Origin of the sequence: Bradyrhizobium sp. MOS001 (assembly GCF_004634465.1) — a bacterium.
Classification (GTDB): domain Bacteria; phylum Pseudomonadota; class Alphaproteobacteria; order Rhizobiales; family Xanthobacteraceae; genus Bradyrhizobium; species Bradyrhizobium barranii.
In genome coordinates this window covers 50,814-73,849 of record NZ_SPVJ01000005.1, presented here as the reverse complement: position 1 = coordinate 73,849, position 23,036 = coordinate 50,814, and the positions used below count along the sequence as shown (strand labels likewise).

The following is a 23,036-nucleotide window of genomic DNA, read 5'->3' as shown; positions in this document are numbered from 1 at the left end:
GCTCGTCGCACGGGAAGAGCAAGCGGTGGTTCGTCGACCTCTCCGTATCGGCTGGGCAACGAAGCGATGCTGCGGGCGCACTGGCGCACCGCAAATCGTCGGCAAGCATGGCGGCATGCGGTAGCGCCAATTGACAGGGACATGGCCCGGGCTACCCTGCCAACAGAAGAACAAAAATAAGGGGGAATCGCCGTGAAACCCATCATCGCATCTTGAGCACATCCGCACTCGCTCCATTCCGCATCCGCAACTATCGCTTCCAGTGGCCGTCCGATCTGCTCACCTCGTGGGCGTTCGAAGTGGAGACGCTGGTGCTCGGCTGGTACATCATGGTCGAGACCGGCTCGGTGCTGCTGCTCACCGTGCTTGCATCGCTGCAGTTCGTCGGGACCCTGGTCGCGCCGGTGCTCGGCATGATCGGCGACCGGATGGGTCACCGCGACCTCCTGGTCGTGATGCGCCTTGCCTATACGGCGCTCTCGTCGACCATCATGATTCTGGCGCTGACCGGTCATTTGTCGCCGCTGAGCGTGATGATCATCGTCGCGCTCATGGGCCTGATCCGCCCCTCCGATCTCGGCGTTCGCGGCGCGCTGCTTGCCGAGATCATGCCGGCGGAGCAACTGGTGGGCGCCATCAGCGTTGCGCGCACGACCCAGGACAGCGCCCGCATCGCCGGAGCATTGACCGGCGCCGGACTGTTCGCCGTCCTCGGCATTGGGCTCGTCTATGTCGCGATCGCCTGTCTCTACTTCACGGCCGCACTTCTCATGCTCTGCCTGACCCGGCCGAAGCGGGTCGTGTCCACGAGCGATCTCCCGGCCAACAGCCACGCGGTCTCGCGATTGCTGGGCGACCTCAAGGAAGGGATCGTCTACGCCTGGAGCGGCCCGGGAATGCGCGCGGCGCTCTGCGTCGCCTTCCTCGCTAATCTCACGGCCTTTCCGTTCACCGGCGGATTATTGCCATACATCGCACGCGAAATCTTTCATACCGACCAGACCGGCCTCGGCTATCTCTCGGCGAGCTTCGCCGTCGGCTCGCTGATCGGCTCGATCACGCTCAGCCTCGTCAGCGGACTGCGCATTGCCCGGCTTCTCATCGGCGCGACGCTGGCCTGGTACGCCATGCTGCTGGTGTTCGTCGAGATCAGGACCATGCCGGTGGCGATGGCCTGCCTCGTTCTCGCCGGCATCGCCCAGAGTATGTCGATGATATCAGCTGCCGTGATCCTGATGCGGACGGCCAGCGCGCACCTGCGCGGCCGTGTGATGGGCGTGCGCATGATGGTGATCTACGGACTGCCGCTCGGATTGCTCGCGGCCGGCAGCCTGATTGACATCATCGGCTATTCCGCGACGGGCTCGCTCTACGCCGCCGCGGGCTTCATCGCGATGCTGGCGATCGCGATCCGCTGGCGCGCCGACCTCTGGCCGGTCCACGCCCCCGCAAACGCGCGCTAGTCCCCGTAGCCGCGCAGCCGCTCGACATCCAAAATGGTGACGCCGCCATATTCGAGCCGCAGCAGCCCCTCCTTCTCCAGTCGGTTTAGCGCGCGGTTGGCGTTCTGCCGTGACATGCCCGAGAGCGCGCCGATCTCCTCCTGGGTGATTTCGAGATGCGCGGTGGATTCCGGATAGAGGATCGGATTAAACAGCGAGGCGATGCTGCGCGCGAGGCGTGCGGTGGCATCCAGCGTGCGGTTGACCTCGAGCATGCCGATGAACTGGCCCAGCCGCTCGTTGAGCTGACGCACCAGGAAGCGGTTGAAGCCGACACTGTTCTCGAACAGCCACATGAAGGCGCTGCGTTCCATCAGCGCGACGCGGCTGTCGCGCAGCGCGACCACGTCGTAGCGACGCGGCTCGTTCTTGAGCACGCTGCCCTCGCCGAACCAGGCCCCGGCCGTCAGCCCCGCAAGGCTCGTCTCCTTGCCATCGCGCGAGACCCCGCCCATCCGTGCCAGGCCGCTCACCATGCCCGCCCAATAGCCGAACGTATCGCCGCGCATGAACACGGTCTCGCCGGTGCGGTAGGACCGTTCCGTGATCCCGGTGCGAGCGACCTCGATCTCCGCTTCCGTGAGCTCGCGCGACCAGGCGGCGACCCGCTTCAGTTGATCCTCTGAAATCATGATGCCGAAGCCAGCCGCACCGTTCGCCACCCAATCTCTCTGCTGCACTGCAACACAACCGCTTCGACCACCATCCGACGAAAGATGAAGGCCACTCCCGCCTGAAAAAACTTTGTCGCAGAATTGTCAGGCGGGAGACATTTCAAAATAGCGCTTTCCCCTATTGAGGACCACCTTGGGTGATGCGGCTTTTGATCCCGATCGGGAGCAAGAGTGACGCGGCGCCGGTCGAGACCAATAGCTGCATGGCCTCACCGGCACGGCCGTACTAGGATCACCCGACAGGAACGGACGAAGAGCGCCGCTGAATGCGCCATCACCGGGAGGGATTTGTTTGGTGGCTACCAGTCTCGAAGTGCGCGGCGTGTCCTTGCGATTCGGCGGCGTCCGTGCGCTGACCGACGTCAGCTTTGCGATCAATGACGGCGAGCTGTTCTCGATCATCGGCCCCAACGGCGCCGGCAAGACATCGATCGTGAATTGTATTTCCGGTCGCTACAAGCCGACCGAGGGCCAGCTGTTCTACCGCGGCCGCGACATCACAGGGCTGACGCCGAACGCGCGCCCCACGCTCGGCATCGGCCGCACCTTCCAGAATCTGGCCCTGTTCCACCACATGAGCGTACTCGACAACATCATGGTCGGGCGCCATCACCTCCTGAAGAACAATTTCCTCACGGGATCGCTGTACTGGCTCACCGGCGCGCGCAAGGAAGAACTCGAGCACCGCCGCAAGGTCGAGGAGATCATCGACTTCCTCGATCTCCAGTCGGTGCGAAAGGTGCAAGCCGGCACCCTCTCCTACGGCCTGCGCAAACGCGTCGAGCTCGCCCGTGCCATGGCGCTGGAACCGCGCCTCATTCTCCTCGACGAGCCGATGGCCGGCATGAACTTCGAGGAGAAGGAGGACATGGCCCGCTACATCGTCGACCTCAACGAGGAGTTCGGGATGACGGTGGTGATGATCGAGCACGACATGGGCGTGGTGATGGACATCTCCCACCGCGTCATCGTGCTCGATTTCGGCCGCAAGATCGCCGAGGGCGATCCGGCCGCCGTGCTCGCCGATCCCCACGTGAGGCGCGCCTATCTCGGCGAGGAGGACGAGGTGCTGGTCGATCCGGACGATGCTCCGCCGGCGCAGGAGAGTGCGGCATGATGGATTACGCGGGCCGCGTCGCGCAGGCCGACACCTATCCGAAGATGCTGCGACTCAATGCCAGGGAGCACGGCAACGAGATCGCGTTGCGCGAAAAGGATCTCGGGCTCTGGCGCGTCTTCACCTGGAACGACTATCACACCCGCGTACGCGACTTTGCGCTCGGCCTGATCGAATTGGGCTTGGGGCGCGAGGACGTCATCGGCATCATCGGCGACAACCGGCCGGACTGGGTCGCGGCGGAAGTGGCGACCCACGCCATCGGTGGACTGAGCCTTGGGCTCTATCGCGACGTGCTGGACGAGGAAGCTTCCTACCTCCTCAACTATGGCGAGGCGCAGGTCGTTTTCGCCGAGGACGAAGAGCAGGTCGACAAGCTGCTCGCGCTTGCCGAGCGCGTGCCGCGGCTGAAGCACATCATCTATTCCGATCCGCGCGGCATGCGGAAATACGACGATCCCAGACTGATGTCGGCGGAAGCGTTCGCCGAGCTCGGCCGTGGCCGCGCCACGCGTGAGCCGGAACTCTACGATCGCCTCGTCGATGCCACCAAGGGCGAGGATGTCGCGATTCTCTGCACCACGTCGGGCACCACCTCACACCCGAAGCTCGCCATGCTCGCCGCCGGCCGCGTGCTCGGCCATTGCGCGACCTATCTCGCCTTCGATCCGAAGGGGCCGGACGACGAATACGTCTCCGTGCTGCCGCTGCCGTGGATCATGGAGCAGGTCTATGCGCTCGGCAAAGGCCTCTTGTGCCGGATGAAGATCAACTTCGTCGAAGAGCCTGATACAATGATGAACGATCTGCGCGAAATCGCGCCGACGTTCGTGCTGTTTGCGCCGCGCGTCTGGGAATCCATCGCCGCCGACGTCCGCGCCAAGGTGATGGACGCGACGCCTTTCAAGCAGCGCCTGTTCGACATCGGCATGAAAAGCGGCCTCGCCGCGCTCGCAGACGGCAAACGTTCGAGCTTTGCCGACACAATCCTGTTCCGCGCGCTCCGCGACCGCCTCGGCTTTACCCGCCTGCGTTCGGCCGCGACCGGCGGCGCGGCACTCGGTCCCGATACCTTCAAGTTCTTCCAGGCCATGGGCGTGCCGCTGCGCACGCTCTACGGCCAGACCGAACTGCTAGGAGCCTACACGCTGCACCCCGAGGGCAAGGTCGACCCCGACACGACAGGCGTGCCGATGGCCGACAGCGTCGAGATCCGCATCGACAATGCCGACGTCCACGGCGTCGGCGAGATCGTAGTGCGGCACCCCAACATGTTTCTCGGCTACTACAAGAGCCCCGAAGCAAGCGTTGCCGACATCAGGGACGGCTGGATGCTGTCCGGCGATGCCGGCTATTTCAACGCGAACCGCCAGCTCGTCGTCATCGACCGCATCAAGGACCTCGCCGAGACCTCGCGCGGCGAGCGCTTCTCGCCGCAGTTCATCGAGAACAAGCTGAAATTCTCGCCCTATATCGCGGAGGCCGTGGTGTTAGGGGCCGGCCGCGACGCGCTCGCGGCGATGATCTGCATCCGTTACTCCATCATCTCGAAATGGGCGGAGAAGAGCCGGCTCTCGTTCACGACCTACAGCGACCTCGCCTCGCGGCCCGAGGTCTACGCGCTGCTCAAGAAGGAAGTCGAGACCGTCAACGCCACATTGCCGCCGGCCCAACGCATCTCGCGCTTCCTGCTGCTCTACAAGGAGCTGGACGCCGACGACGGCGAGCTCACCCGCACCCGAAAGGTGCGCCGCAGCGTCATCAACGAGAAATACGAAGGCATCATCAACGCGATCTACCGCGGCGACGCCGACATCCCCGTCGACACCGTGATCCGCTTCCAGGACGGCACCACGCAGCGCGTGCGAACGACGCTGCGCGTGGTGGATCTGGGCGGACACGGACACATGGCGGAGGCCGCGGAGTGAACCTGCTTCGAACCGAGACCGCGCTGCCAGCCGATGCGCCCTCTCCCCTTGTGGGAGAGGGCATCTCCCGCGCTAGCCACATCCTCACCCGGGTGAGGGGTCCTCTCTCCGCACCGTCGCTGCCAAGAGAACCCCTCACCCGGCTTCGCTTCGCGAAGCCACCCTCTCCCACAAGGGGAGAGGGTGCACCGTCATCGCTTCTGCATTTTGCGCGGACATCGACATGAACACCGCCTTCCTCATCCAGCTCCTGGTCAACGGCCTCGTGGTCGGCACGCTCTATGGCGTGGTCGCGATGTCGTTCGTGCTGATCTACAAGGCGACGCAGGTCGTCAACTTCGCGCAAGGCGAACTGCTGCTGGTCGGCGCCTGGGTGTGCTGGGCGCTGCTTGCGAAGTACCAGGTGCCGTTCTGGATCGGCATGCCGATGACGCTGGTGTTCATGTTCGTATTCGGCATCGCGATCCAGGTCCTGATCCTGAGACCGATGATCGGCGAACCCATCATCTCGGTGATCATGGTGACGATCGGCCTCTCGACCGTGCTCCAGGCCACGCTGAAATGGATGTTCGGCGTCAATCCGCAACCGTTCCCGCGCGTGTTCGAGAGCCAGTCGGTGAGCCTGCTCGGGCTTCAGATCCAGACCGTCTATGTCATGAGCCTCGTGGTCTCGGTCGCGATGATGATCGGCATGGCCTGGTTCTTCCGCGCCTCCAAATACGGCCTCGCGATGCGCGCCACCGCGTTCAACCAGCAGGTCGCGCAGTCGCTCGGCATCTCCGTCAAGAGCGTGTTCGCGATGGCGTGGGCGATCTCCGCGACAGTGTCGGCCGTCGCGGGCGTGGTGGTCGCCGTCGTCAACGGCGTGTCCTCGGGACTTGCGGCCTACGGCATCAAGGTGTTCCCGGCGGCGATCCTCGGCGGGCTCGATTCCGTCGGCGGCGCCGTGCTCGGCGGCATCATCATCGGCTTGCTCGAGAACATCGCGCAATATGTCGACAGCGAGTATCTGCACTGGGGCAATCTCTACGAGATCGCACCGTTCTACGTCCTCATCATCGTGCTGATGATCAAGCCCTACGGCCTGTTCGGCACCCACGACATCGAGCGGATCTGATCCATGGCCGGCCCTGCCCTCATCCCTGCTGGTGATTTCCGCACCTCCTACGCGGCGGACACCACGATCTTCCCGACCACGACCAGCCGCAACTTTGCGATCATCGGCGTGCTGTTGCTCTGCCTCGTGCCGCAACTCCTTGGCGGGTACTGGCTCAGCATCCTGATCCAGATCGGCATCTTCTCGATCGCGGCGCTCGGCCTCAACATCCTGGTCGGCTTCACCGGCCAGATCTCGATCGGCCATGCCGCCTTTTTCCTGCTCGGCGCCTTCACTTCGGCCTACATCTCCAACAACGCGCCGATCCCGGTGTTCTTCGCGATCCCGCTTGCGGGCGTCGTCACCGCGCTGGTCGGGCTGATCTTCGGCATCCCGGCGGCGCGACTGAAGGGGCTCTACCTCGTCATCGCAACGCTGGCGGCGCAATACATCCTGCTCGACTTCTTCTCCCGCGCGGAGTGGTTCACCGGCGGCTCGGTGCCGGCCAGCGCCAATCCGTTCTCGATCTTCGGCTTCACGCTGCGCGGCGACCGGCAATATTTCTATGTCGTGCTAGCCTATGTGGTCGCGTGCTACGTCCTCGTCACCAATCTGATGCGCACACGCGACGGCCGCGCGCTGGTGGCGATCCGCGACCATTATCTCTCCGCCGAGATCATGGGCATCAACCTCACCAAATACCGCACGCTGTCGTTCGGGCTGGCCGCCTTCTTCGCCGGCATCGCCGGCGCGCTTTATGCCCACTACCAGCTCGTGGTCTCGCAGGAGGGTTTCGGCATCGAGCGCTCGATCCTGTTCCTCGCCATGATCATCATCGGCGGCACCGGTTCGATCATGGGCACGCTGATGGGGACCGCCTTCGTGGTGCTGCTGCCTGAGACGATGGAATTCATCAGCCTGTACCTGAAGGGCGGCGCGATCGACAAGGCGCTGTCCCTCAACACCAACATCACCTTCCTGCGCGAGATCGCGATCGGAGTGATCATCATCGCGTTCCTGATGTTCGAGCCGGACGGGCTCGCGCATCGCTGGCGGCAGATCAAGGCCTACTGGAAACTCTACCCGTTCTCGCATTGAGCGCGGGCAACTCTCTAACCAACGAAAAAACATGAGGAGGCAACCAATGAAGACAAAATCCCTTTTGAGCACCGCATCGCTGGCGCTGGCGATCGCAGCCTTTTCGGCGAGCGCGCAGGCGCAGATCGCGATCGGGCACCTCGCCGATTATTCCGGCGGCACCTCCGACGTCGGCACGCCCTACGGCCAGGCCGTCGCCGACACCTTCGCCTGGGTCAACAAGAACGGCGGCGTCGGCGGCAAGCAGCTCAGCGTCGATACCAACGATTACGGCTACCAGGTGCCGCGCGCGATCGCGCTCTACAAGAAATGGTCGGCGCCGGACTCGAAGGTCGCCGCGATCATGGGCTGGGGCACCGCGGACACCGAAGCGCTGACCGGCTTCCTCGCCCAGGACAAGATCCCCGACCTCTCCGGCTCCTATGCCGCAGCCCTCACCGATCCCGAGGGCGTCAGCGGCAAGGCCAAGCCCGCGCCCTACAATTTCTTCTATGGCCCGAGCTATTCGGACTCGCTCCGCGCGATGCTGATGTGGGCGGCCGAGGACTGGAAGTCCAAGGGCAAGCCCGGCAAGCCGAAGTTCGTGCACATGGGCGCCAACCACCCCTATCCAAACGCGCCGAAGGCCGCCGGCGAAGCCATGGCGCAGGAGCTCGGCTTCGAGGTGCTGCCGCCGCTGGTGTTCGCGCTCACACCGGGTGACTACAGCGCGCAGTGCCTGAGCCTGAAATCCTCGGGTGCCAACTACGCCTATCTCGGCAACACCGCGGCTTCCAACATCTCCGTCCTGAAGGCTTGCAAGACCGCCGGCGTCGACATCCAGTTCCTCGGCAATGTCTGGGGCATGGACGAGAACGCCGCCAAGACCGCCGGCGATGCCGCCAACGGCGTGATCTTCCCGCTGCGCACCGCGGTGAGCTGGGGCGGCGATGCGCCCGGCATGAAGACGGTGATGGAGATCTCCAAGATGTCCGACCCCACCGGCAAGGTCTACCGGCCCGTGCATTACATCGCGGCGGTCTGCTCGGCGCTCTACATGAGGGAGGCGCTCGACTGGGCTGCCAAGAACGGCGGGGCGACCGGCGAGAACGTCGCCAAGGGCTTCTACCAGAAGAAGGACTGGGTGCCGGCCGGAATGGACGGCGTCTGCAATGCCTCGACCTGGACCGACAAGGACCACCGCGGCACGCTGAAGGTCGACCTCTATCGCACCAAGATCGCGGGTGCGACCGACGGCGACCTCAATGATCTCATGGCCAAGGGCACGATCAAGCTCGAGAAGGTCAAGACCGTCGAGCTGCCGCGCAAGCCGGAATTGCTGGGGTGGTGAGCGCTATCTCCGACGTCATGGCCGGGCTTGTCCCGGCCATCCACGTCTGACCACTCGGCATGAAGAACGTGGATGCCCGGGACTAGCCCGGGCATGACGACAGTAGCAGATTGGCGGCATACCCAATGACCGAAATCATCGACGCAACACGGTCCTCCCCGACCGTCGTGCCCGCACCGCCCCTCCTCGCCGTCCGCAACATCGAGGTCGTCTACGACGACGTCATTCTGGTGCTGCGAGGCCTCAGCCTCGACGTGCCCAAGGGCGCGATCGTGGCGTTGTTGGGGGCCAACGGCGCCGGCAAGTCGACGACGCTGAAGGCGATCTCGGGGCTGCTCAAGACCGAGGACGGCGAGGTCACACGCGGCGAGATCCTGTTCGAAGGCTCCGCTATCGCCGGCATCGATCCCGACAAGATCGTGCGTCGCGGCATCTTCCAGGTGATGGAGGGCCGGCGCATCGTCGCCGACATGACGTCGCTCGAAAACCTCAAGCTCGGCGCCTTCACCCGCAGGGATCGCGAGGTCGATGCCGATCTCGACATGGTCTTCAACTATTTCCCGCGCCTGAAGGAGCGCACCGGCCTTGCCGGCTATCTCTCAGGCGGCGAGCAGCAGATGCTCGCGATCGGCCGCGCGCTGATGGCGCGACCGAAGATGATCTTGATGGACGAGCCTTCGATGGGCCTGTCGCCGCTGCTGGTGAAAGAGGTGTTCTCGATCATCCAGAAGATCAACCGCGACCTCGGCGTCACCATCCTGCTGGTCGAGCAGAACGCCCGCGCCGCGCTGTCGGTGGCGAGCCACGGCTACATCATGGAACAGGGCAAGGTGGTGCTCGACGGCACCGCGGACGAACTGCGCGACAACGAGGACGTCAAGGAGTTCTACCTCGGCGGCGCCGGCGATCAGCGCAAGAGCTTCAAGAACCTAAAGAGTTTCAAGCGGCGCAAACGGTGGCTGTGAAACTCAGCTCAGCACCTGCTCCGCTTCCGTGACTGCGCAGAGAACATGATAGAACGACGATGCAGGAATGGTGTCGACCAGCGATTTGCCGTCGCGATCGAACTGGTCGTACCAGCCGCCCTTCACGGGATGGCTGAGATAATGCCGTTCGAGCAGCGCCAGCGCCGCGCGCGCCTCGTCCGCAGCGCCCGCCTCGCCGGACTCGGCCTGCGCGATCCACGCCTTGGCCATCTCGGTCTGCGGCCACAGCCGGCGCGTGCTGCGACGGATGTTGCCGCTGGCATCGCCCTCGTCGACCAGGCACCCCGTGGCCTCGTCGCGATAGCGCAGCGCGGTCGCGAGCAGTTCGGCGCGACGCTGTCCGGTCGGGCAACCCGTGATGCGTTCAAACCCTTTCAGCAGCCAGACCCACTCGGCCTGATGGCCGGGCTCGACGCTGACCGGCTCGATCTTGGACCAGTCCTCCTCGAAATACTCCGTCAGGATCCGCTTCTGCTTGTCGTAGAGATTGGCGAGGAACAGCGCGAAGAACTCGCCGGCGCGGTTCTGGAACGACAGGTCGTGGGTCGCATCGAAGCACGCGATCATCGCCTCGAACAGATGCATGTGCGGGTTCTGCCGGCGCGGCAGCGAGACCGGCAGGCCTTCATGCACGCCGCCATGCGGCGAGCGCAGATGGCCGTCGAGGAAGGCGAGCAGCGCGTCGATCTCGGCGCGAATTTGCGCATCCTGGTCGAGCCCGTAGACGGCCGCGAGCGCAAACAGGATGAAGGCGTGGTCGTAAGCATCGCGTCGGCCGTCCAGCACGGCGCCGTCCGGCGTCAGCCGGTGCACGTAGCCAGGCCGGCCGTCGGGCGCCTTCGCTTTGCTGAGCAGATGCTCCAGCCCCTTCAGCGCGATGCCGCGCCCCCCAGGGTACCAGCCCATCTGCGCCGCCTTGGCGTAACAATAGATCTGGCGCGCCTGCACGAGCACGCGCCGCGGTGCGGCCGCATCGGCCGTGCCGTCACGGTGCAGCCGGTCGACGAAACCGCCTGCCGCATCGTCCCAGCCGACGGACGACCACAGCGGCAGCGCCTCGTCGATCATGCGGCGCTTCAGGCGCGCGACGACGTCCGCCGCCTCGTCCGCCACAATGATGCCTTCGTCCGCCATCGCGTCCTCGCCACGCCTCGCCACTGGCCGTCTGATACCCATGCCAGCGGCGGCGTGCAACGGATGCCAACCCGGAAAGACCAGCCATGACCGCCCATTACGACGCCCGCGAGACGCGCGAACAGGCCGTGCGCGAGGCGGAGCTGTTCTCCCGCCTGCCGGACGTGCTGCTGGGCGCGATGGCCGCGCCCGCCTACGCCGAGCGACTGAAGGGCCTAGACCCGGCCGCCGTGACCTCCAGGGCGGCGCTAGCGGGCCTGCCGGTGCTGCGCAAGTCGGAGCTCCCCGCCCTGCACAAGGCCTCTGCGCCCTTCGGCGGCTTCGTGCCGGCAGCCCCGGGGTCGTTCGCCCGCCTCTTCACCTCTCCCGGTCCGATCTTCGAGCCTGAAGGGCGGCGGGCCGATCCCTGGCGCGGTGCACGGGCGCTGTTCGCGGCCGGGTTCCGCCCCAATGACATCGTGCTCAACACCTTCAGCTACCACCTCACCCCCGGCGGCTTCATCTTCGATGCCTCGGCCCGCGCGCTCGGCTGCGCGGTGATCCCGGCCGGACCCGGCAACACCGAGCAGCAGTTCGAGCTGATCGAGGCCTACCGTCCGGTTGGCTACAGCGGCACGCCGGACTTTCTGAAGATTCTGCTCGATGCCGCAGCAAGCTTGGGGCGCGACGTCTCATCGATCAAGCGCGCGCTGGTCTCGGGTGCGGCCTTCCCGCCCTCGCTCCAGGCCGAAATCAAGGCGCGCGGCATCGACGCCTACCAGGCCTTCGGCACCGCCGACCTCGGCCTCATCGCCTTCGAGACCGAGGCGCGCGAGGGCATGGTCGTGAACGAGGATCTGATCATAGAGATCGTCAAGCCCGGCACCGGAGATCCCGTCGCGCCGGGCGACGTCGGCGAGATCGTGGTGACCTCGCTCGATCCGCACCATCCCTGGATCCGCCTCGCGCTCGGCGACCTCACCGCGGTGTTGCCGGGCCTAAGCAAATGCGGGCGCACCAACATGCGCATCAAAGGCTGGATGGGCCGCGCCGACCAGACCACCAAGGTCAAGGGCATGTTCGTCCGACCGGAGCAGGTCGCCGAGATCGGCAAGCGCCACGCCGCGCTCGGCCGGCTGCGCCTCGTCGTCATGCGCCAGGGCGAGGCCGATGCGATGACGCTACGAGCGGAAACTGCGGCCGCGAGCGACGCCCTGCGCGAGGAAATTGCTGGCACCTTGCGCGCGGTAACGAAACTCGGCGGCAATGTCGAGCTGGTCAGCCTGGGCGCGCTGCCGAACGACGGCAAGGTGATCGCGGACGAGCGGTAACGTCAGCTCGACTTCGATAGTCGATAGTTGCCGAGGTACAGCACGTCCAGACCCGAGCAGAAATACGTATGCAACGCCTCCAGCGGCGCATTCACCGTCGGCTGCTCGTTGATGTTGAGGCTGGTGTTGATCAGGACCGGCAGCGAGGTCGCCTTCGCGAACCCGCCGATCAGGCGGCTGTAGAGCGGATTGCTGTCCGCATGGACGCTCTGGATGCGCGCCGTGTTGTCGACATGAACCACCGCGGGCATGGTCTCGGCGACCTTCTCATTGACCGGAAACGTCACCACCATGAAGGGCGCATCGAACGTATCCTCGAAATACTCGGCCTGGCGCTCGTAGAGTACCGACGGACAGAACGGCCGGAATTCCTCGCGATACTTGATGGTAAGGTTGATGCGGTCCTTCATGCCCGCATGGCGCGGATCGGCCAGTATCGAGCGGTTGCCGAGCGCGCGCGGGCCGTATTCCATCCGCCCCTGGAACCAGCCCACCGTCTTCTGCTCGGCGAGATCGGTGACGCAGCGCGCCACGGGATCGTCGAGCAGCTCGAACCGCGCGCCGATCTTGTCCAGCGTCTCCTTGATCGTGTCGTTGGAATATTCCGGTCCCCAATAGGCATGGGTCAGCGGTGCGATCGCGTGGCCGGCCTCCGCACACTTCATCATCGCGGCGCCCAGCGCCACACCCGCATCGTGCGGCACCGGCGGGACGTAGAGACGCTTCACCGACGGCTCGGCAGCGATCTCCATGTTCATCTTGCAGTTCAGCCCGACGCCTCCGGCGATGCAGACGTCGCCGCAGCCGGTCTCGGCGATCGCGAAGCGGATCACCTCGGTGGTGACGATCTCGAGCTGCTTCTGGCCGCTCGCGGCGATGTTGGTCAGCCGCTGGTCGAGCGGCGCGCCGCGCAGGCGCCGCGGCCCCAAAATCTCCTCCATCTTCTCGGTGAAGATACGCTCCTGCCGCGTCGAGAAATCGCTGGTGAAGATCTCGGCGTCGCTCCTGCGCTTGTCGAGCCCGGGATCGAGTTCGTAGTTGATGCCATTTGGACGCAAGAGCTTCGCAAACTTATCGAGATAGTCGGGGCTGCCATAGGACGACAAGCCCATGACCTTATACTCGTCATTGGTCATCTGATAGCCGAGATACTGGGTCAGCATCCCGTAATAGAGACCGAGACTGTTGTTGCGGCCGAACCGCGTCAGCACGCGGAAGTCGTTACCGCGCGCATGGGCGACGAGACCGGAGCTGGAATCGCCGGAGAAGTCGAAGCAGGCGACGGTCGCTTCTGAAAAGCCGGATCCATAGAACGAGCTGGCGGCGTGGCAGAGGTGATGGTCGTAGAGCTCGATCTTCGGGCTGCGGCCAAACTGATATTTGAAATATTCGGTGAGGCGCTGGCCGTAGTTCGTGTAGGTCTTCAGCGGCGAGCAGATCCAGTCGACGTCGCGCATGGTGATGCCGGCCTGCTTCAGGCAGAAGCCGATCGCCCCACGCGGAAGCTCGCCGCGCGCATGCTTGGCCAGCGTGAAACGCTCCTCCTCGGCAGCCGCGATCAATTCGCCGTCGCGCAGCAATACCGCCGCTCCGTCGTGGTGGCCGTGCTTGATGCCGGAGCTTATCCCAATCACATACATGTAGACCTCTCGGGAGCTTTCTATAGAAATTGAGGCCGATGTAAATCTTGCTACCTTTGGCAATTTTGCTTGACTCCCGCTCTCGCCGGCGGCGGTCACGCGACACAACGCCCAAGAGTGGCCGCCTGAGTCGCGCTTCATCTGCCAGGCCTGCAGCAGACGCGGCGCAGACGTCCGACCGCTTTTGCTTGGAATAGGCCGACTGCGCTATGGTTACCGATGAAACTCGCTACCGAACGCCCCTTCGCCTGCGGCCTCCCAATGCTGAATCATGGCGCAGGGTGATCCGATGCCGTCTACGTCAACGCCAGCGGGCAGGTCGGCGATAAGGACCACATCAAGGTGTTCGCCAACCAGGATGCCGCAGAGACATAGTCCGAGCAGAACGACCCCGAGGGCATGGCATTTGAATATGAGGTTATCGAATGAACCGGATCGGCCACAGGATGTTGGGCAGCCCCGTTAAGACTGCGATTCTGCTGATCGCGATCGTTTATCTGCCAATCGCCTTGTACTTCGAGCGGTCGTTTGTTGATCCGCGTCCAAAGGGACGCGTGGTCGCCCAGATCCTTGGGCCGTACGTTCACGAGGCCGGACACGCGTTCAGGGGGGCGGTCTTGCCGGTTTATGCCGCGCAGATTGATGACAAGGCCGACAACCCGACAGTCGAGCACGATCACAGCTCATCGGCAGAAATTTATGAAGATAGCCACCAGCTCGGCCCAGGCCACAGTACTTTCGAAGCGATTCAGAGTCTCGGCGCCGGTCGGTTTTCGCACCTCCCCGGCAAGATCATATTCTCGTCCAGTGATGCTAGCGATCCCAACATTTCCGGGCACAAATACTGGATCGTCCTGCCGTGAGTTGTGTCTTCCGTGCGGACCGGCCTGTGGTCGAGAGTGCTATGAACGCAAAACCCCGCCGACCTCGTAAACCGGCGAAACATCGGTGGCGATGTCGAGCTGGTCAGCCCGGGCACGTTGCCTAACGACGGCAAGGTGATCGCGGACGAACGATAGGCCGGTCCCGGCCGCGCTTTTGCGGCATCCTTGACAAGTCGCCGGCGGAACGGTGAACAAGGGTCGCAAACTCCAATTGCGGCCCCCTATGACGACGACATCAACGCGCCCGGCTGTCTTCTTCGACCGTGACGGCGTCCTCAATCACGATGCGGGTTACCTCTCCGAGGCCTCCAAGTTCAAGTGGATGGAGGGCGCGCGCGAGGCGGTCAAGCTCGTGAATGAGGCCGGCTATTTCGCCTTCGTCGTCACCAACCAGTCCGGCGTCGGCCGTGGCTTCTATGAGGAGAGCGACGTAGACGCCCTCCACCAATGGATGGCGGAAGAGCTCGCCGCGGTTGGCGCGCATATCGATGCGTTCGAGTACTGTCCGGACCATCCCGAGGCCCCCATCGAGCGCTATCGTCGAGACAGCCACCGGCGCAAGCCCGGGCCGGGCATGATCACCGACCTGATGCAGCGCTTTCCCGTCGCAACCGAAAAAAGCTTCCTGATCGGCGATCAGGAGCGCGACCTGGAGGCCGCGCGCGCCGCAGGCATCCGCGGGCTGCTGTTCCGGGAAGGCAATCTCGCAACCTTTGTGCGCGAGACGTTGAAGCTCGCCTGAGGCGACACGCTCTCCCGCCGGCGAGGAAGGGCTGGAACCGGCGGATTCGCCCCGCATAACCACCTCGCGCACCTGCCGGATCACCGCCCCCACCGCAACCCTTTGAATATACGATAACATTTCTTGACAATCGGCCCCTACTGGAAAACAAGACACCGTCGGAAAAGTAGGATACGCAACCGCGGCAATCTAAAGGTGGTTGCCTGGAAACGGCTATGAATGCTCAAGACCCCAAACAGCGCGTCGCCTTGATCACCGGCGTGACCGGACAGGACGGCGCGTATTTGGCCGAACATCTGCTCTCGCTCGGCTACGTCGTACACGGCATCAAGCGGCGCTCGTCCTCTTTCAACACTGCGCGCGTCGACCATCTCTACCAGGATCCGCATGTGGACAACGTGCCGTTCCTGATGCACTACGGCGACATGACCGACTCGACCAATCTGATCCGGCTCGTGCAGCAGATCAGGCCAACCGAGATCTACAATCTTGCCGCCCAGAGCCATGTCGGCGTCAGCTTCGAAAGCCCGGAATACACCGCCAATGCCGATGCGATCGGCGTGCTGCGGCTGCTGGAAGCCATCCGCATCCTCGGCATGGAGAAGGAGACCCGGTTCTATCAGGCCTCTACCTCCGAACTCTACGGCCTCGTACAAGAGGTTCCTCAGAAGGAGACCACGCCGTTCTATCCCCGCTCACCCTACGGTGTGGCAAAACTTTATGGCTACTGGATCACGGTGAACTACCGCGAAGCCTACGGCATGTTTGCCTCGAACGGCATCCTGTTCAATCACGAGAGCCCGATCCGCGGCGAGACCTTCGTGACCCGCAAGATCACCCGTGGCGTCGCCCGCATCGAGGTTGGCATCGAGGATACGCTGTATCTCGGCAATCTCGAGGCCAAGCGCGACTGGGGACATGCCAAGGACTACGTCGAGGGCATGCATATGATCCTGCAGGCCGATAAGCCCGACGACTTCGTGCTCGCGACCGGCGAGAGCCGCTCGGTCCGCGAGATGGTCGAGCTGTCCTTTGCCGAAGTGGGCCGCCAGATCGACTGGCGCGGCAAGAGCGTCGAGGAGACCGGCATCGACCGCAAGAGCGGAAAGACTGTGGTACGCATCGATCCGACCTATTTCCGCCCCACCGAGGTCGATCTTCTTATCGGCGACGCCAGCAAGGCGCGCAACCAGCTTGGCTGGAAGCCGAAGCGGACATTTACCCAGCTGGTACAGGAGATGATGGCGAGCGATCTGGCCGAGGCCAAGCGGGAAATCGCCCATGGCAAGCACTCGGTTTGAGCTGAAGGGCAAGACCGTTTACGTCGCCGGCCATCGCGGCATGGTCGGCAGCGCGCTCGTGCGTCGCCTGGCGCAGGAAGACGTGAAGCTGATCACGACAAGCCGCAGCGAGGTCGATCTCTGCAACCAGGCCGCAGTGTTCAACTGGTTCGCAAAGACGCGACCGCAGGTGATCTTTTTGGCCGCTGCCAAGGTCGGCGGCATTGTCGCCAACAATACGCTGCGCGCCGAGTTCATCTACGATAACATCGCAATCGCCGCGAACGTGATCCATGCCGCGCACCAGAACAGCGCTGAAAAGCTGATGTTCTTGGGCTCGTCCTGCATCTATCCCAAACTCGCGGCCCAGCCGCTTCGCGAGGATTCGATCCTGACGGGGCCCCTCGAGCCGACCAACGAGCCCTATGCGATTGCCAAGATCGCCGGCATCAAGATGGCAGAGGCCTATCGGAGCCAATATGGCAGCGACTTCATCAGCGTGATGCCGACCAATCTCTACGGACCCGGCGACAACTATCATCCCGAATACAGCCATGTCGTCGCTGCGCTGATCCGGCGTTTTCACGAGGCAAAGCTCTCCGACGCCCGAGACGTCGCAGTCTGGGGCACTGGCACGCCGCGGCGCGAGTTTCTCTATGTCGACGACATGGCGGACGCCTGCGTGCACCTCATGAAGACCTATTCAAGCGCCGAGCTGATCAACATCGGGACCGGGGAGGACATCGCCATTGCCGAATTCGCGCGTGTCGTGGCCGAAGTCGTCGGCTATAGCGGCCAGATCCGTTTCGACACGTCGCGCCCGGACGGCACGCCACGCAAGCTGCTGGACATCAGCCGGCTCGGCGAACTCGGCTGGCGCGCCAGGACCTCGCTGGAAGACGGCATCCGGTCCGCCCACGCAGCCTATCTGGCGGAGAGCCACGCCAAAGAGCTTTCCCAGCCCCAAGCCTGACCGGCGAGGATCGCGCTCGCACATGGATACTCCCGCAAAGCTGATCATAGCGGCCCAGTTCTATCCGCCCGACACAACCACGACGGCGGTCTATGTCAGTAAGATCGCCGACAGCCTCGCCCAGGATCGCCAGGTCGTCGTGATTTCCGCTACACTAGGCTCGGGCGCGGCCGGTCAACCCGGCAAGCCCGAGGTTGTCGAGCTCAAGAGCTGGAATCCACGCAAGTCGGCGATCATCCAACGCGCGGCAGCCATCTGCCTGCTTGCGGCCCGGATGTTCCTGTCTGTTCTGCGGCGGGCGAGGCCGGACGACATCGTGTTCTGTGTCACGACACCGTTCACCCTGCCCTACACCGTGCTTCTCGCAGCCAGATTGCGAGGCGCAAAGACCATGCTCCTGATCTACGACCTCTATCCGGAAGCGCTCGAGGCCGCCGGCATAGCCCGCTCTAACTCGCTTGCGGTACATCTGATCCGGTTTGCTAACGCGCTTCTGTTTCGGAGGTTGGACGCGATCATCGTAATCGGACGCGATGTGGCGCCGCTTGTCGAGAAATATCCCGGCGTCGCGCCGGAGAAGCTTCACTTCATTCCGAACTGGGCGCTGATCCCTATCGGATACCGTAGGACCAACACCCGCTTCCGCGCGCCAGAATCGTTGCAATTCATCGTGGGGCTATCCGGCAATCTCGGCTTCACTCACGATCCCGTAACCGTTTTCGAAGCGGCCCGCCTGTTGCGGGACGAGACGAGCATTCACTTCGTCCTGTCCGGCTGGGGCGTGGGCTGGAACCAGCTCGTCGAGTTGCAACGGTCGGAAGGCCTTGCCAACGTGAGGCTCATCGAGCCGGTACCGCAAAGCGAACTCGTCGATTTTCTTGAGGCCGCCGATCTTTGGATCATCCCCTATCGTCGCAATACCACGGGCGTGTCGGTACCGAGCCGGTTTTACAACCTCCTTGCCGTCGGACGTCCTGCGATCGTGGCCGCCGAACCGGATTCGGAAGCCGCGCTCCTCGCGCAGGAGGAAGATGTCGGTTGGGTCGTCCCGCCGGAGGCCCCTGCACAATTGGCAGAGACGATCCTCCGGGCGGCACGGGATCGCGGCGAGACGCTCCAGAAAGGGCACCGTGCAGCGAGCCTCGCCGAGAAGTACGGCGAAGAGGGCGCGCTCACGCGTTACCGCGAGGTCGTTCACAACGTCTTGGGGCGACCGCGGGGTTGAGGCGACCATCGCGATGAGAAACTACTTTAGCGGCTTCTCATACCAGACGAAATGCGAGAAGCCATTCTTCGGCCATCCGCCCGTGTCCTGCTCAAGGATATTGAGATCGAACAGGTCGGCCAGCGTCTGCAATTCGTTCGCGTGATAGAAGCGAGCGATCGGGGTCAAGAAGAAGTCGCCGAACTGCTCCCATGACGGTTCTATCGCCGGAAACTTCCATTTACCCTGCACACAGCCCAATGTGGCCCAGAGCGCGAGGTGGTAGGGCGGAAAAATAGTGAACTTCAGAAGCCTGTCCCCCACCTTCTTTCCGAACAGATGCTGAACTCCTTTCAGAGGCGGGCTCAGAGCAAAATACAGGGAGCGATAGAGATTGTCCCAGTTGTAGACCGCATAGAGCATCTTGCCGCCCGGCTTGAGAATGCGGACAAGCTCCATGAAACAGCGCATCGGATCGGGCGTGTGATGCGTCACCCCATGCGAGATGACGATGTCGGCGACCCCGTCCGCGACAGGAAGTCTCAGGTTCGACCCGAGAACGCCGTCCGCGTTGAGCGGCGGCCGCTGGATCTGCCGTATCGAACCAAAGGCAAGGTCAATCCCAAACGGCGTTATGCCGCGGTGCTCCTTGAACGCCTGGACGATGGCCCCCTTTCCACAGCCAACTTCGATGACCGTGTCGGCCCCTTCGAACAGGTAGTCGTATTTGGAGTCCCGAAGCCAGCGTCCCAACGGAAGGTTGTCAAGCTCCATGTAGTTGTTGCAGGGCGCCTCGTCGTAATGGTCTCGGACGCGGTTGTGGATACTGTCCGGAATAACGGCCGTCGTTCCTGCATCCGGACGCAAATCCGCAACGTTGCCCACGAAGCCGTAGCGCAATCCGGACGTCACGCCGCGCAAGTGGTCTTCCTCAATGCTCAGGGGGCCGAGATCAACGGGATCTCGGAGAAAGCTAAGATATTTGGGAACGAGGGACACCATCGTATCTCGGAAAAAAGCAGAGAATTTCGGGAAAATCCGTAAGGCGGGCGAAGCTTAGACTTCTCCGTCTTAGTGAAGCAAGCCTCTTATTTCGGATGCCCACGCCCTATGACTCAGGTTCCACGGCCAACATCGACAGGCACGCATCGACTGCCTCATGACCGGCATATCCAGCCTTAAGGCTTGACAACTAAAGCTAAATTCGAAACATGCGGCAAGCCTGCAACCGACGCGCGCCAGCTGCGGCGTGAGCAATCCGATGAACAGTGACGTCACCGGTCGAATGAACAACACGCGCGAGCGCAATGTCATCCACTAGCGCAGCGACGATGGCCGAGCGCTCCGCGGGGATGCGCCTTTCGATTGCGGATCCGGCCGATCGCCTGTTCATGGCCGCAGTGGCCGTCTGGTTGATCCAGGCCGCCTATATGGTTTGGCATGTCGATAGCTGGCTGGACGAAGGTCTCTATCTGATCAAGTCAGCCGCTTATTTCAGCGGTCAAGTCCAACCCTACTCGCCCGACGACGCGACCTCTTATCCTCCACTATATTTCTATGTGCTTGGAGCAGCTCAATCGCTCTTCGGTCAAAGCCACCTGACCGGACGTTTGCTGTCGGTTTTCTTGTCCTTGTGCACTCTATTTCTTCTTCGCAGAGCGGCTGACCGCTGCCTGCGCGACAGGCTAGCCGGCTCGCTCGCGGTGCTTCTCTACGCCGCCAATCCGATGATTGTCGCGTATATGTCGACTGCAACCCCTTACGCGATCGTCACGCTGTTGACGTTGGCATCGTTTCTGGTCGCCACGGAAACCAAGCCGCTCCACCCGCTGCTGCAGACGGCAATGATGGGCGTGCTTGCCGCCGCGCTTGTCCTGATCAGACTCAATCTGGTGATCACGCTTCCGATGTTTGCGGCGCTACATCTGCTGGTCAGAGGTGACGCGCCGAAACGTGCCCTCGCCACGCTGGCCGAAGCCGGGCTGCTCATGGGCGCGTGCCTTGCCTTCAGCATCGCAATTTTTGGGCACGGACTGCTCGAAACGCTCACGTTCCTACCCGGCCTCTCTCAGATTCTGTGGCGCTTGACCGACGTCGGCACCGAGATGCACGACGTGCTCACGCTCACGCGTTCTCCGACGGACCTGCAGTTCAGTTGGACTGCCGTTCGTGAAGTTGTGAACCACCACTTCCTGCAACTTTATCCTGCGCTGCTTCTGCCCGCCCTTCCAGGCGGATTGCTCAGCGTGGCGTACTTCCGCCGCCTGCCGCTTGCCTGCTTCTGCGCAGTGTATTTCGGCGTCATGACGCTCGTGCACCTCTTCGGCTCTCAAAGCTATTGCCCGCCTTGTCTGATGGCCTACGCGAACTACTTCCTGCCGTTTGCGGCTATTCCCGCCTCTCTCTTTCTCATGACGGTCGGCGCAAGGATTCCTGCCTCGACGGCGAGAACAGGACTGATCCTGTTCGTCCTGGCCGCAAACGCCTACGTCGCCTCGAAGAGCAGGCTCGGAATGCTGGTTCCAAACTGGTGGTCGAACCCGATCGTCAACGTGCAGTCGCTCGCGCAATCGCTCAAGCCGCTACTGCCCGACGGCCGCATCCTCGTCCTCTCGAGCAAGTACCAGCCAGTGCAAGCGGTCTGGATCGCAGGCCGGTTCGTCGAGCCTTATAGCGTCAGTCTGTTTCCCAATCTGCGCGAGCCTCTGGATGGTCTCGATCCCAAAACGCTGGCAAAGGCGCGCCACGCTTTGCAAATGCGCGGATTTCGCGACACGATCGCCCTGGTCGAGGATTTGAAGCGGCCGACGGCTGCTGTCGTCCTACAGGAAGGGCCTCCCCTAGGTGACATGCTCGCGCAGTATCTTGGCAAGCCCAATGCCGAGCAGGTCGAAAGCACGCTTCACGAGCGCTACAGCAAAGCGGGCGTGGCATCCGGGAGCAACACCACCGTCTCCGTATGGCTGCCGAAGTAAGCTCATGCGCATTCTCGAAATGAATTATGAGTTTCCACCCGTGGGTGGGGGTGGTGGCAAGGCCACCGAAGACCTGGCGGCGGAACTTTCGAAACTCGGCCATTCGATCCGCGTACTGACCGCGCGACAGGGCAATCTACCGCGACTTGAAACCTGCGCCGGATTCGAGGTCGAGCGGATTTTTGCATTTCGTAGGCAACGCGACCGCTGCTCCGTCTGGGAGATGATCGGCTATATCTTGATGGCCGTTCCAGCGGGGCTGCGATCGGTCTGCAAGTTTCGTCCCGACGCAATCCACGCTCATTTCGCAGTGCCGACCGGTTTTGCGGCGTGGCTGGTTGCGACGCTCTCTAGAACGCCATACGTCTTGACGGCGCATCTCGGCGACGTTCCCGGCGGCACGCCGGAGCAGACCGACAGGTTCTTCCGTGTCATAAAACCGCTTACGAGGCCGATCTGGCATCACGCCGCCGCCATCACGGCGGTCAGTTCGTTCGTCGCCCGCCTCGCGCGGGACGCCTACGGGCTTGAGGCCATCGTCATTCCGAACGGCGTGGATGTCGAAAAGTCACCGGCGATCCCGCGCGCGCCCCGAGAGACCATCAAGCTGATCTTCGCCGGCCGCATGGTAGCTCAAAAAAATCTAACATGGGGATTGGAGCGGCTCGCCGCGGTCAAGGACCGGAACTGGACGCTCGACCTGTGCGGCGACGGCCCGAGCAGAGCGGCGCTCGAACGGCATTGTGCAGCCCTCGGCCTTTCCGATCGCGTTACCTTCCATGGCTGGGTTACGCCGGACGACGTCGATCTGGCGATGTCAACGTCCGACGTGCTGTTCATGCCCTCGCTGAGCGAGGGACTTTCTCTCGTCGCAATCAACGCTCTGGCGCACGGGCTCGCGCTCGCCTGCTCACGCATCGAAGGCTTTGCCGACGTGCTCGTCGAGAACGAGAACGGCGTGTCGGCACCGCTCGACGATGCCGCGGGGTTCGAACGGGCCCTCGGGCGTCTCCTGGACGACAGGGATCAACTGTTGCGGATGAAGCTCGCCAGCAGGGCTAAGGCGGCCTCATTCGATCGCAGGGCGATCGCGGCCCGCTACGAGCAGGTGCTGCAATCGGCGGCCTCTAAGTTGAGCAAAGGGCGCAAGTAACAATGCCGGC

Annotated in this window: 19 protein-coding genes; 15 read left to right on the top strand and 4 right to left on the bottom strand. The window is 63.2% G+C overall.

Going from position 1 to position 23,036, the window contains the following annotated elements:
* Positions 1-212 precede the first annotated feature (212 nt).
* On the top strand, positions 213-1,463 hold the full coding sequence (locus CT676_RS09730; protein ID WP_135214488.1) for an MFS transporter: 1,251 nt from the start codon (positions 213-215) through the stop codon (positions 1,461-1,463).
* Here CT676_RS09730 and CT676_RS09725 read toward each other — a convergent pair.
* Positions 1,460-2,134: a Crp/Fnr family transcriptional regulator gene (locus CT676_RS09725; RefSeq protein WP_135214659.1), complete on the bottom strand. Its 675-nt coding sequence runs from the start codon at positions 2,132-2,134 to the stop codon at positions 1,460-1,462. The genes CT676_RS09730 and CT676_RS09725 overlap by 4 nt on opposite strands.
* A 337-nt stretch (positions 2,135-2,471) precedes the next feature.
* Between CT676_RS09725 and CT676_RS09720 the strand changes: the two genes are divergently transcribed.
* The 6 genes from CT676_RS09720 (at position 2,472) to CT676_RS09695 (ending at position 9,710) form a co-directional block, all read left to right on the top strand.
* Positions 2,472-3,293, top strand: coding sequence for an ABC transporter ATP-binding protein (locus CT676_RS09720; protein ID WP_135214487.1), 822 nt, complete (start codon positions 2,472-2,474; stop codon positions 3,291-3,293).
* The gene (locus CT676_RS09715; RefSeq protein ID WP_135214486.1) at positions 3,290-5,221 is read left to right on the top strand and encodes a long-chain fatty acid--CoA ligase; all 1,932 of its coding nucleotides are present in this window, start codon (positions 3,290-3,292) and stop codon (positions 5,219-5,221) included. The genes CT676_RS09720 and CT676_RS09715 overlap by 4 nt, the downstream gene beginning before the upstream one ends.
* A 223-nt stretch (positions 5,222-5,444) precedes the next feature.
* Positions 5,445-6,338 (top strand): branched-chain amino acid ABC transporter permease, encoded by an 894-nt coding sequence (locus tag CT676_RS09710; protein WP_014493866.1) that lies wholly within the window; start codon positions 5,445-5,447, stop codon positions 6,336-6,338.
* Positions 6,339-6,341: 3 nt separating this feature from the next.
* A complete protein-coding gene (locus CT676_RS09705; protein ID WP_135214485.1) occupies positions 6,342-7,415 on the top strand; it encodes a branched-chain amino acid ABC transporter permease in 1,074 nt (357 codons plus the stop codon).
* Positions 7,416-7,461: 46 nt separating this feature from the next.
* Positions 7,462-8,745 carry an ABC transporter substrate-binding protein gene (locus CT676_RS09700; RefSeq protein WP_135214484.1) on the top strand — a complete coding sequence of 428 codons (1,284 nt, stop codon included), beginning with the start codon at positions 7,462-7,464 and terminating at the stop codon, positions 8,743-8,745.
* A gap of 125 nt (positions 8,746-8,870) precedes the next feature.
* Positions 8,871-9,710 (top strand): ABC transporter ATP-binding protein, encoded by an 840-nt coding sequence (locus tag CT676_RS09695; RefSeq protein WP_135214483.1) that lies wholly within the window; start codon positions 8,871-8,873, stop codon positions 9,708-9,710.
* 3 nt (positions 9,711-9,713) lie between these two features.
* On the opposite strand, the gene CT676_RS09690 is transcribed toward CT676_RS09695, so the two are convergent.
* Complete coding sequence (locus CT676_RS09690; protein ID WP_167768004.1) at positions 9,714-10,865, bottom strand: AGE family epimerase/isomerase; 1,152 nt, start codon at positions 10,863-10,865, stop codon at positions 9,714-9,716.
* 86 nt (positions 10,866-10,951) lie between these two features.
* Here CT676_RS09690 and CT676_RS09685 point away from each other — a divergent pair, with 86 nt between their 5' ends.
* A complete protein-coding gene (locus CT676_RS09685; protein WP_135214481.1) occupies positions 10,952-12,175 on the top strand; it encodes an AMP-binding protein in 1,224 nt (407 codons plus the stop codon).
* Between the two features lie 2 nt (positions 12,176-12,177).
* On the opposite strand, the gene CT676_RS09680 is transcribed toward CT676_RS09685, so the two are convergent.
* Complete coding sequence (locus CT676_RS09680) at positions 12,178-13,815, bottom strand: carbamoyltransferase C-terminal domain-containing protein (RefSeq protein WP_135214480.1); 1,638 nt, start codon at positions 13,813-13,815, stop codon at positions 12,178-12,180.
* 425 nt (positions 13,816-14,240) lie between these two features.
* On the opposite strand from CT676_RS09680, the gene CT676_RS09675 reads away from it, so the two are divergent.
* The 5 genes from CT676_RS09675 to CT676_RS09655 all read left to right on the top strand — a co-directional run bounded on the left by CT676_RS09675 (position 14,241) and on the right by CT676_RS09655 (position 18,919).
* Positions 14,241-14,678: a hypothetical protein gene (locus tag CT676_RS09675; protein WP_135214479.1), complete on the top strand. Its 438-nt coding sequence runs from the start codon at positions 14,241-14,243 to the stop codon at positions 14,676-14,678.
* A 244-nt stretch (positions 14,679-14,922) separates the two neighbouring features.
* Positions 14,923-15,441 carry an HAD family hydrolase gene (locus CT676_RS09670; protein WP_135214478.1) on the top strand — a complete coding sequence of 173 codons (519 nt, stop codon included), beginning with the start codon at positions 14,923-14,925 and terminating at the stop codon, positions 15,439-15,441.
* A 215-nt stretch (positions 15,442-15,656) separates the two neighbouring features.
* Positions 15,657-16,742 carry a GDP-mannose 4,6-dehydratase gene (gene gmd, locus CT676_RS09665; RefSeq protein ID WP_135214477.1) on the top strand — a complete coding sequence of 362 codons (1,086 nt, stop codon included), beginning with the start codon at positions 15,657-15,659 and terminating at the stop codon, positions 16,740-16,742.
* Positions 16,723-17,694 carry a GDP-L-fucose synthase gene (locus tag CT676_RS09660; protein WP_135214476.1) on the top strand — a complete coding sequence of 324 codons (972 nt, stop codon included), beginning with the start codon at positions 16,723-16,725 and terminating at the stop codon, positions 17,692-17,694. The genes gmd and CT676_RS09660 overlap by 20 nt, the downstream gene beginning before the upstream one ends.
* A gap of 22 nt (positions 17,695-17,716) precedes the next feature.
* Positions 17,717-18,919, top strand: a complete 1,203-nt coding sequence (locus CT676_RS09655; protein ID WP_135214475.1) for a glycosyltransferase family 4 protein — start codon at positions 17,717-17,719, stop codon at positions 18,917-18,919.
* A gap of 21 nt (positions 18,920-18,940) precedes the next feature.
* On the opposite strand, the gene CT676_RS09650 is transcribed toward CT676_RS09655, so the two are convergent.
* A complete protein-coding gene (locus CT676_RS09650; RefSeq protein ID WP_135214474.1) occupies positions 18,941-19,900 on the bottom strand; it encodes a class I SAM-dependent methyltransferase in 960 nt (319 codons plus the stop codon).
* Positions 19,901-20,229: 329 nt separating this feature from the next.
* Here CT676_RS09650 and CT676_RS09645 point away from each other — a divergent pair, with 329 nt between their 5' ends.
* Positions 20,230-21,873 (top strand): glycosyltransferase family 39 protein, encoded by a 1,644-nt coding sequence (locus CT676_RS09645; protein ID WP_167768003.1) that lies wholly within the window; start codon positions 20,230-20,232, stop codon positions 21,871-21,873.
* Between the two features lie 4 nt (positions 21,874-21,877).
* A complete protein-coding gene (locus CT676_RS09640) occupies positions 21,878-23,026 on the top strand; it encodes a glycosyltransferase family 4 protein (RefSeq protein WP_167768002.1) in 1,149 nt (382 codons plus the stop codon).
* Positions 23,027-23,036: the final 10 nt, after the last annotated feature.

Coding starts and splice junctions, on each gene's coding strand:
- CT676_RS09640 (WP_167768002.1), top strand. CDS start 21,878: ATGCGCATTCTCGAAATGAATTATGAGTTTCCACCCGTGGGTGGGGGT.
- CT676_RS09710 (WP_014493866.1), top strand. CDS start 5,445: ATGAACACCGCCTTCCTCATCCAGCTCCTGGTCAACGGCCTCGTGGTC.
- CT676_RS09675 (WP_135214479.1), top strand. CDS start 14,241: ATGAACCGGATCGGCCACAGGATGTTGGGCAGCCCCGTTAAGACTGCG.
- CT676_RS09680 (WP_135214480.1), bottom strand. CDS start 13,815: ATGTATGTGATTGGGATAAGCTCCGGCATCAAGCACGGCCACCACGAC.
- CT676_RS09660 (WP_135214476.1), top strand. CDS start 16,723: ATGGCAAGCACTCGGTTTGAGCTGAAGGGCAAGACCGTTTACGTCGCC.
- CT676_RS09715 (WP_135214486.1), top strand. CDS start 3,290: ATGATGGATTACGCGGGCCGCGTCGCGCAGGCCGACACCTATCCGAAG.
- CT676_RS09725 (WP_135214659.1), bottom strand. CDS start 2,134: ATGATTTCAGAGGATCAACTGAAGCGGGTCGCCGCCTGGTCGCGCGAG.
- CT676_RS09690 (WP_167768004.1), bottom strand. CDS start 10,865: ATGGCGGACGAAGGCATCATTGTGGCGGACGAGGCGGCGGACGTCGTC.
- gmd (WP_135214477.1), top strand. CDS start 15,657: ATGAATGCTCAAGACCCCAAACAGCGCGTCGCCTTGATCACCGGCGTG.
- CT676_RS09700 (WP_135214484.1), top strand. CDS start 7,462: ATGAAGACAAAATCCCTTTTGAGCACCGCATCGCTGGCGCTGGCGATC.
- CT676_RS09705 (WP_135214485.1), top strand. CDS start 6,342: ATGGCCGGCCCTGCCCTCATCCCTGCTGGTGATTTCCGCACCTCCTAC.
- CT676_RS09655 (WP_135214475.1), top strand. CDS start 17,717: ATGGATACTCCCGCAAAGCTGATCATAGCGGCCCAGTTCTATCCGCCC.
- CT676_RS09685 (WP_135214481.1), top strand. CDS start 10,952: ATGACCGCCCATTACGACGCCCGCGAGACGCGCGAACAGGCCGTGCGC.
- CT676_RS09695 (WP_135214483.1), top strand. CDS start 8,871: ATGACCGAAATCATCGACGCAACACGGTCCTCCCCGACCGTCGTGCCC.
- CT676_RS09645 (WP_167768003.1), top strand. CDS start 20,230: ATGGCCGAGCGCTCCGCGGGGATGCGCCTTTCGATTGCGGATCCGGCC.
- CT676_RS09670 (WP_135214478.1), top strand. CDS start 14,923: ATGACGACGACATCAACGCGCCCGGCTGTCTTCTTCGACCGTGACGGC.
- CT676_RS09650 (WP_135214474.1), bottom strand. CDS start 19,900: ATGGTGTCCCTCGTTCCCAAATATCTTAGCTTTCTCCGAGATCCCGTT.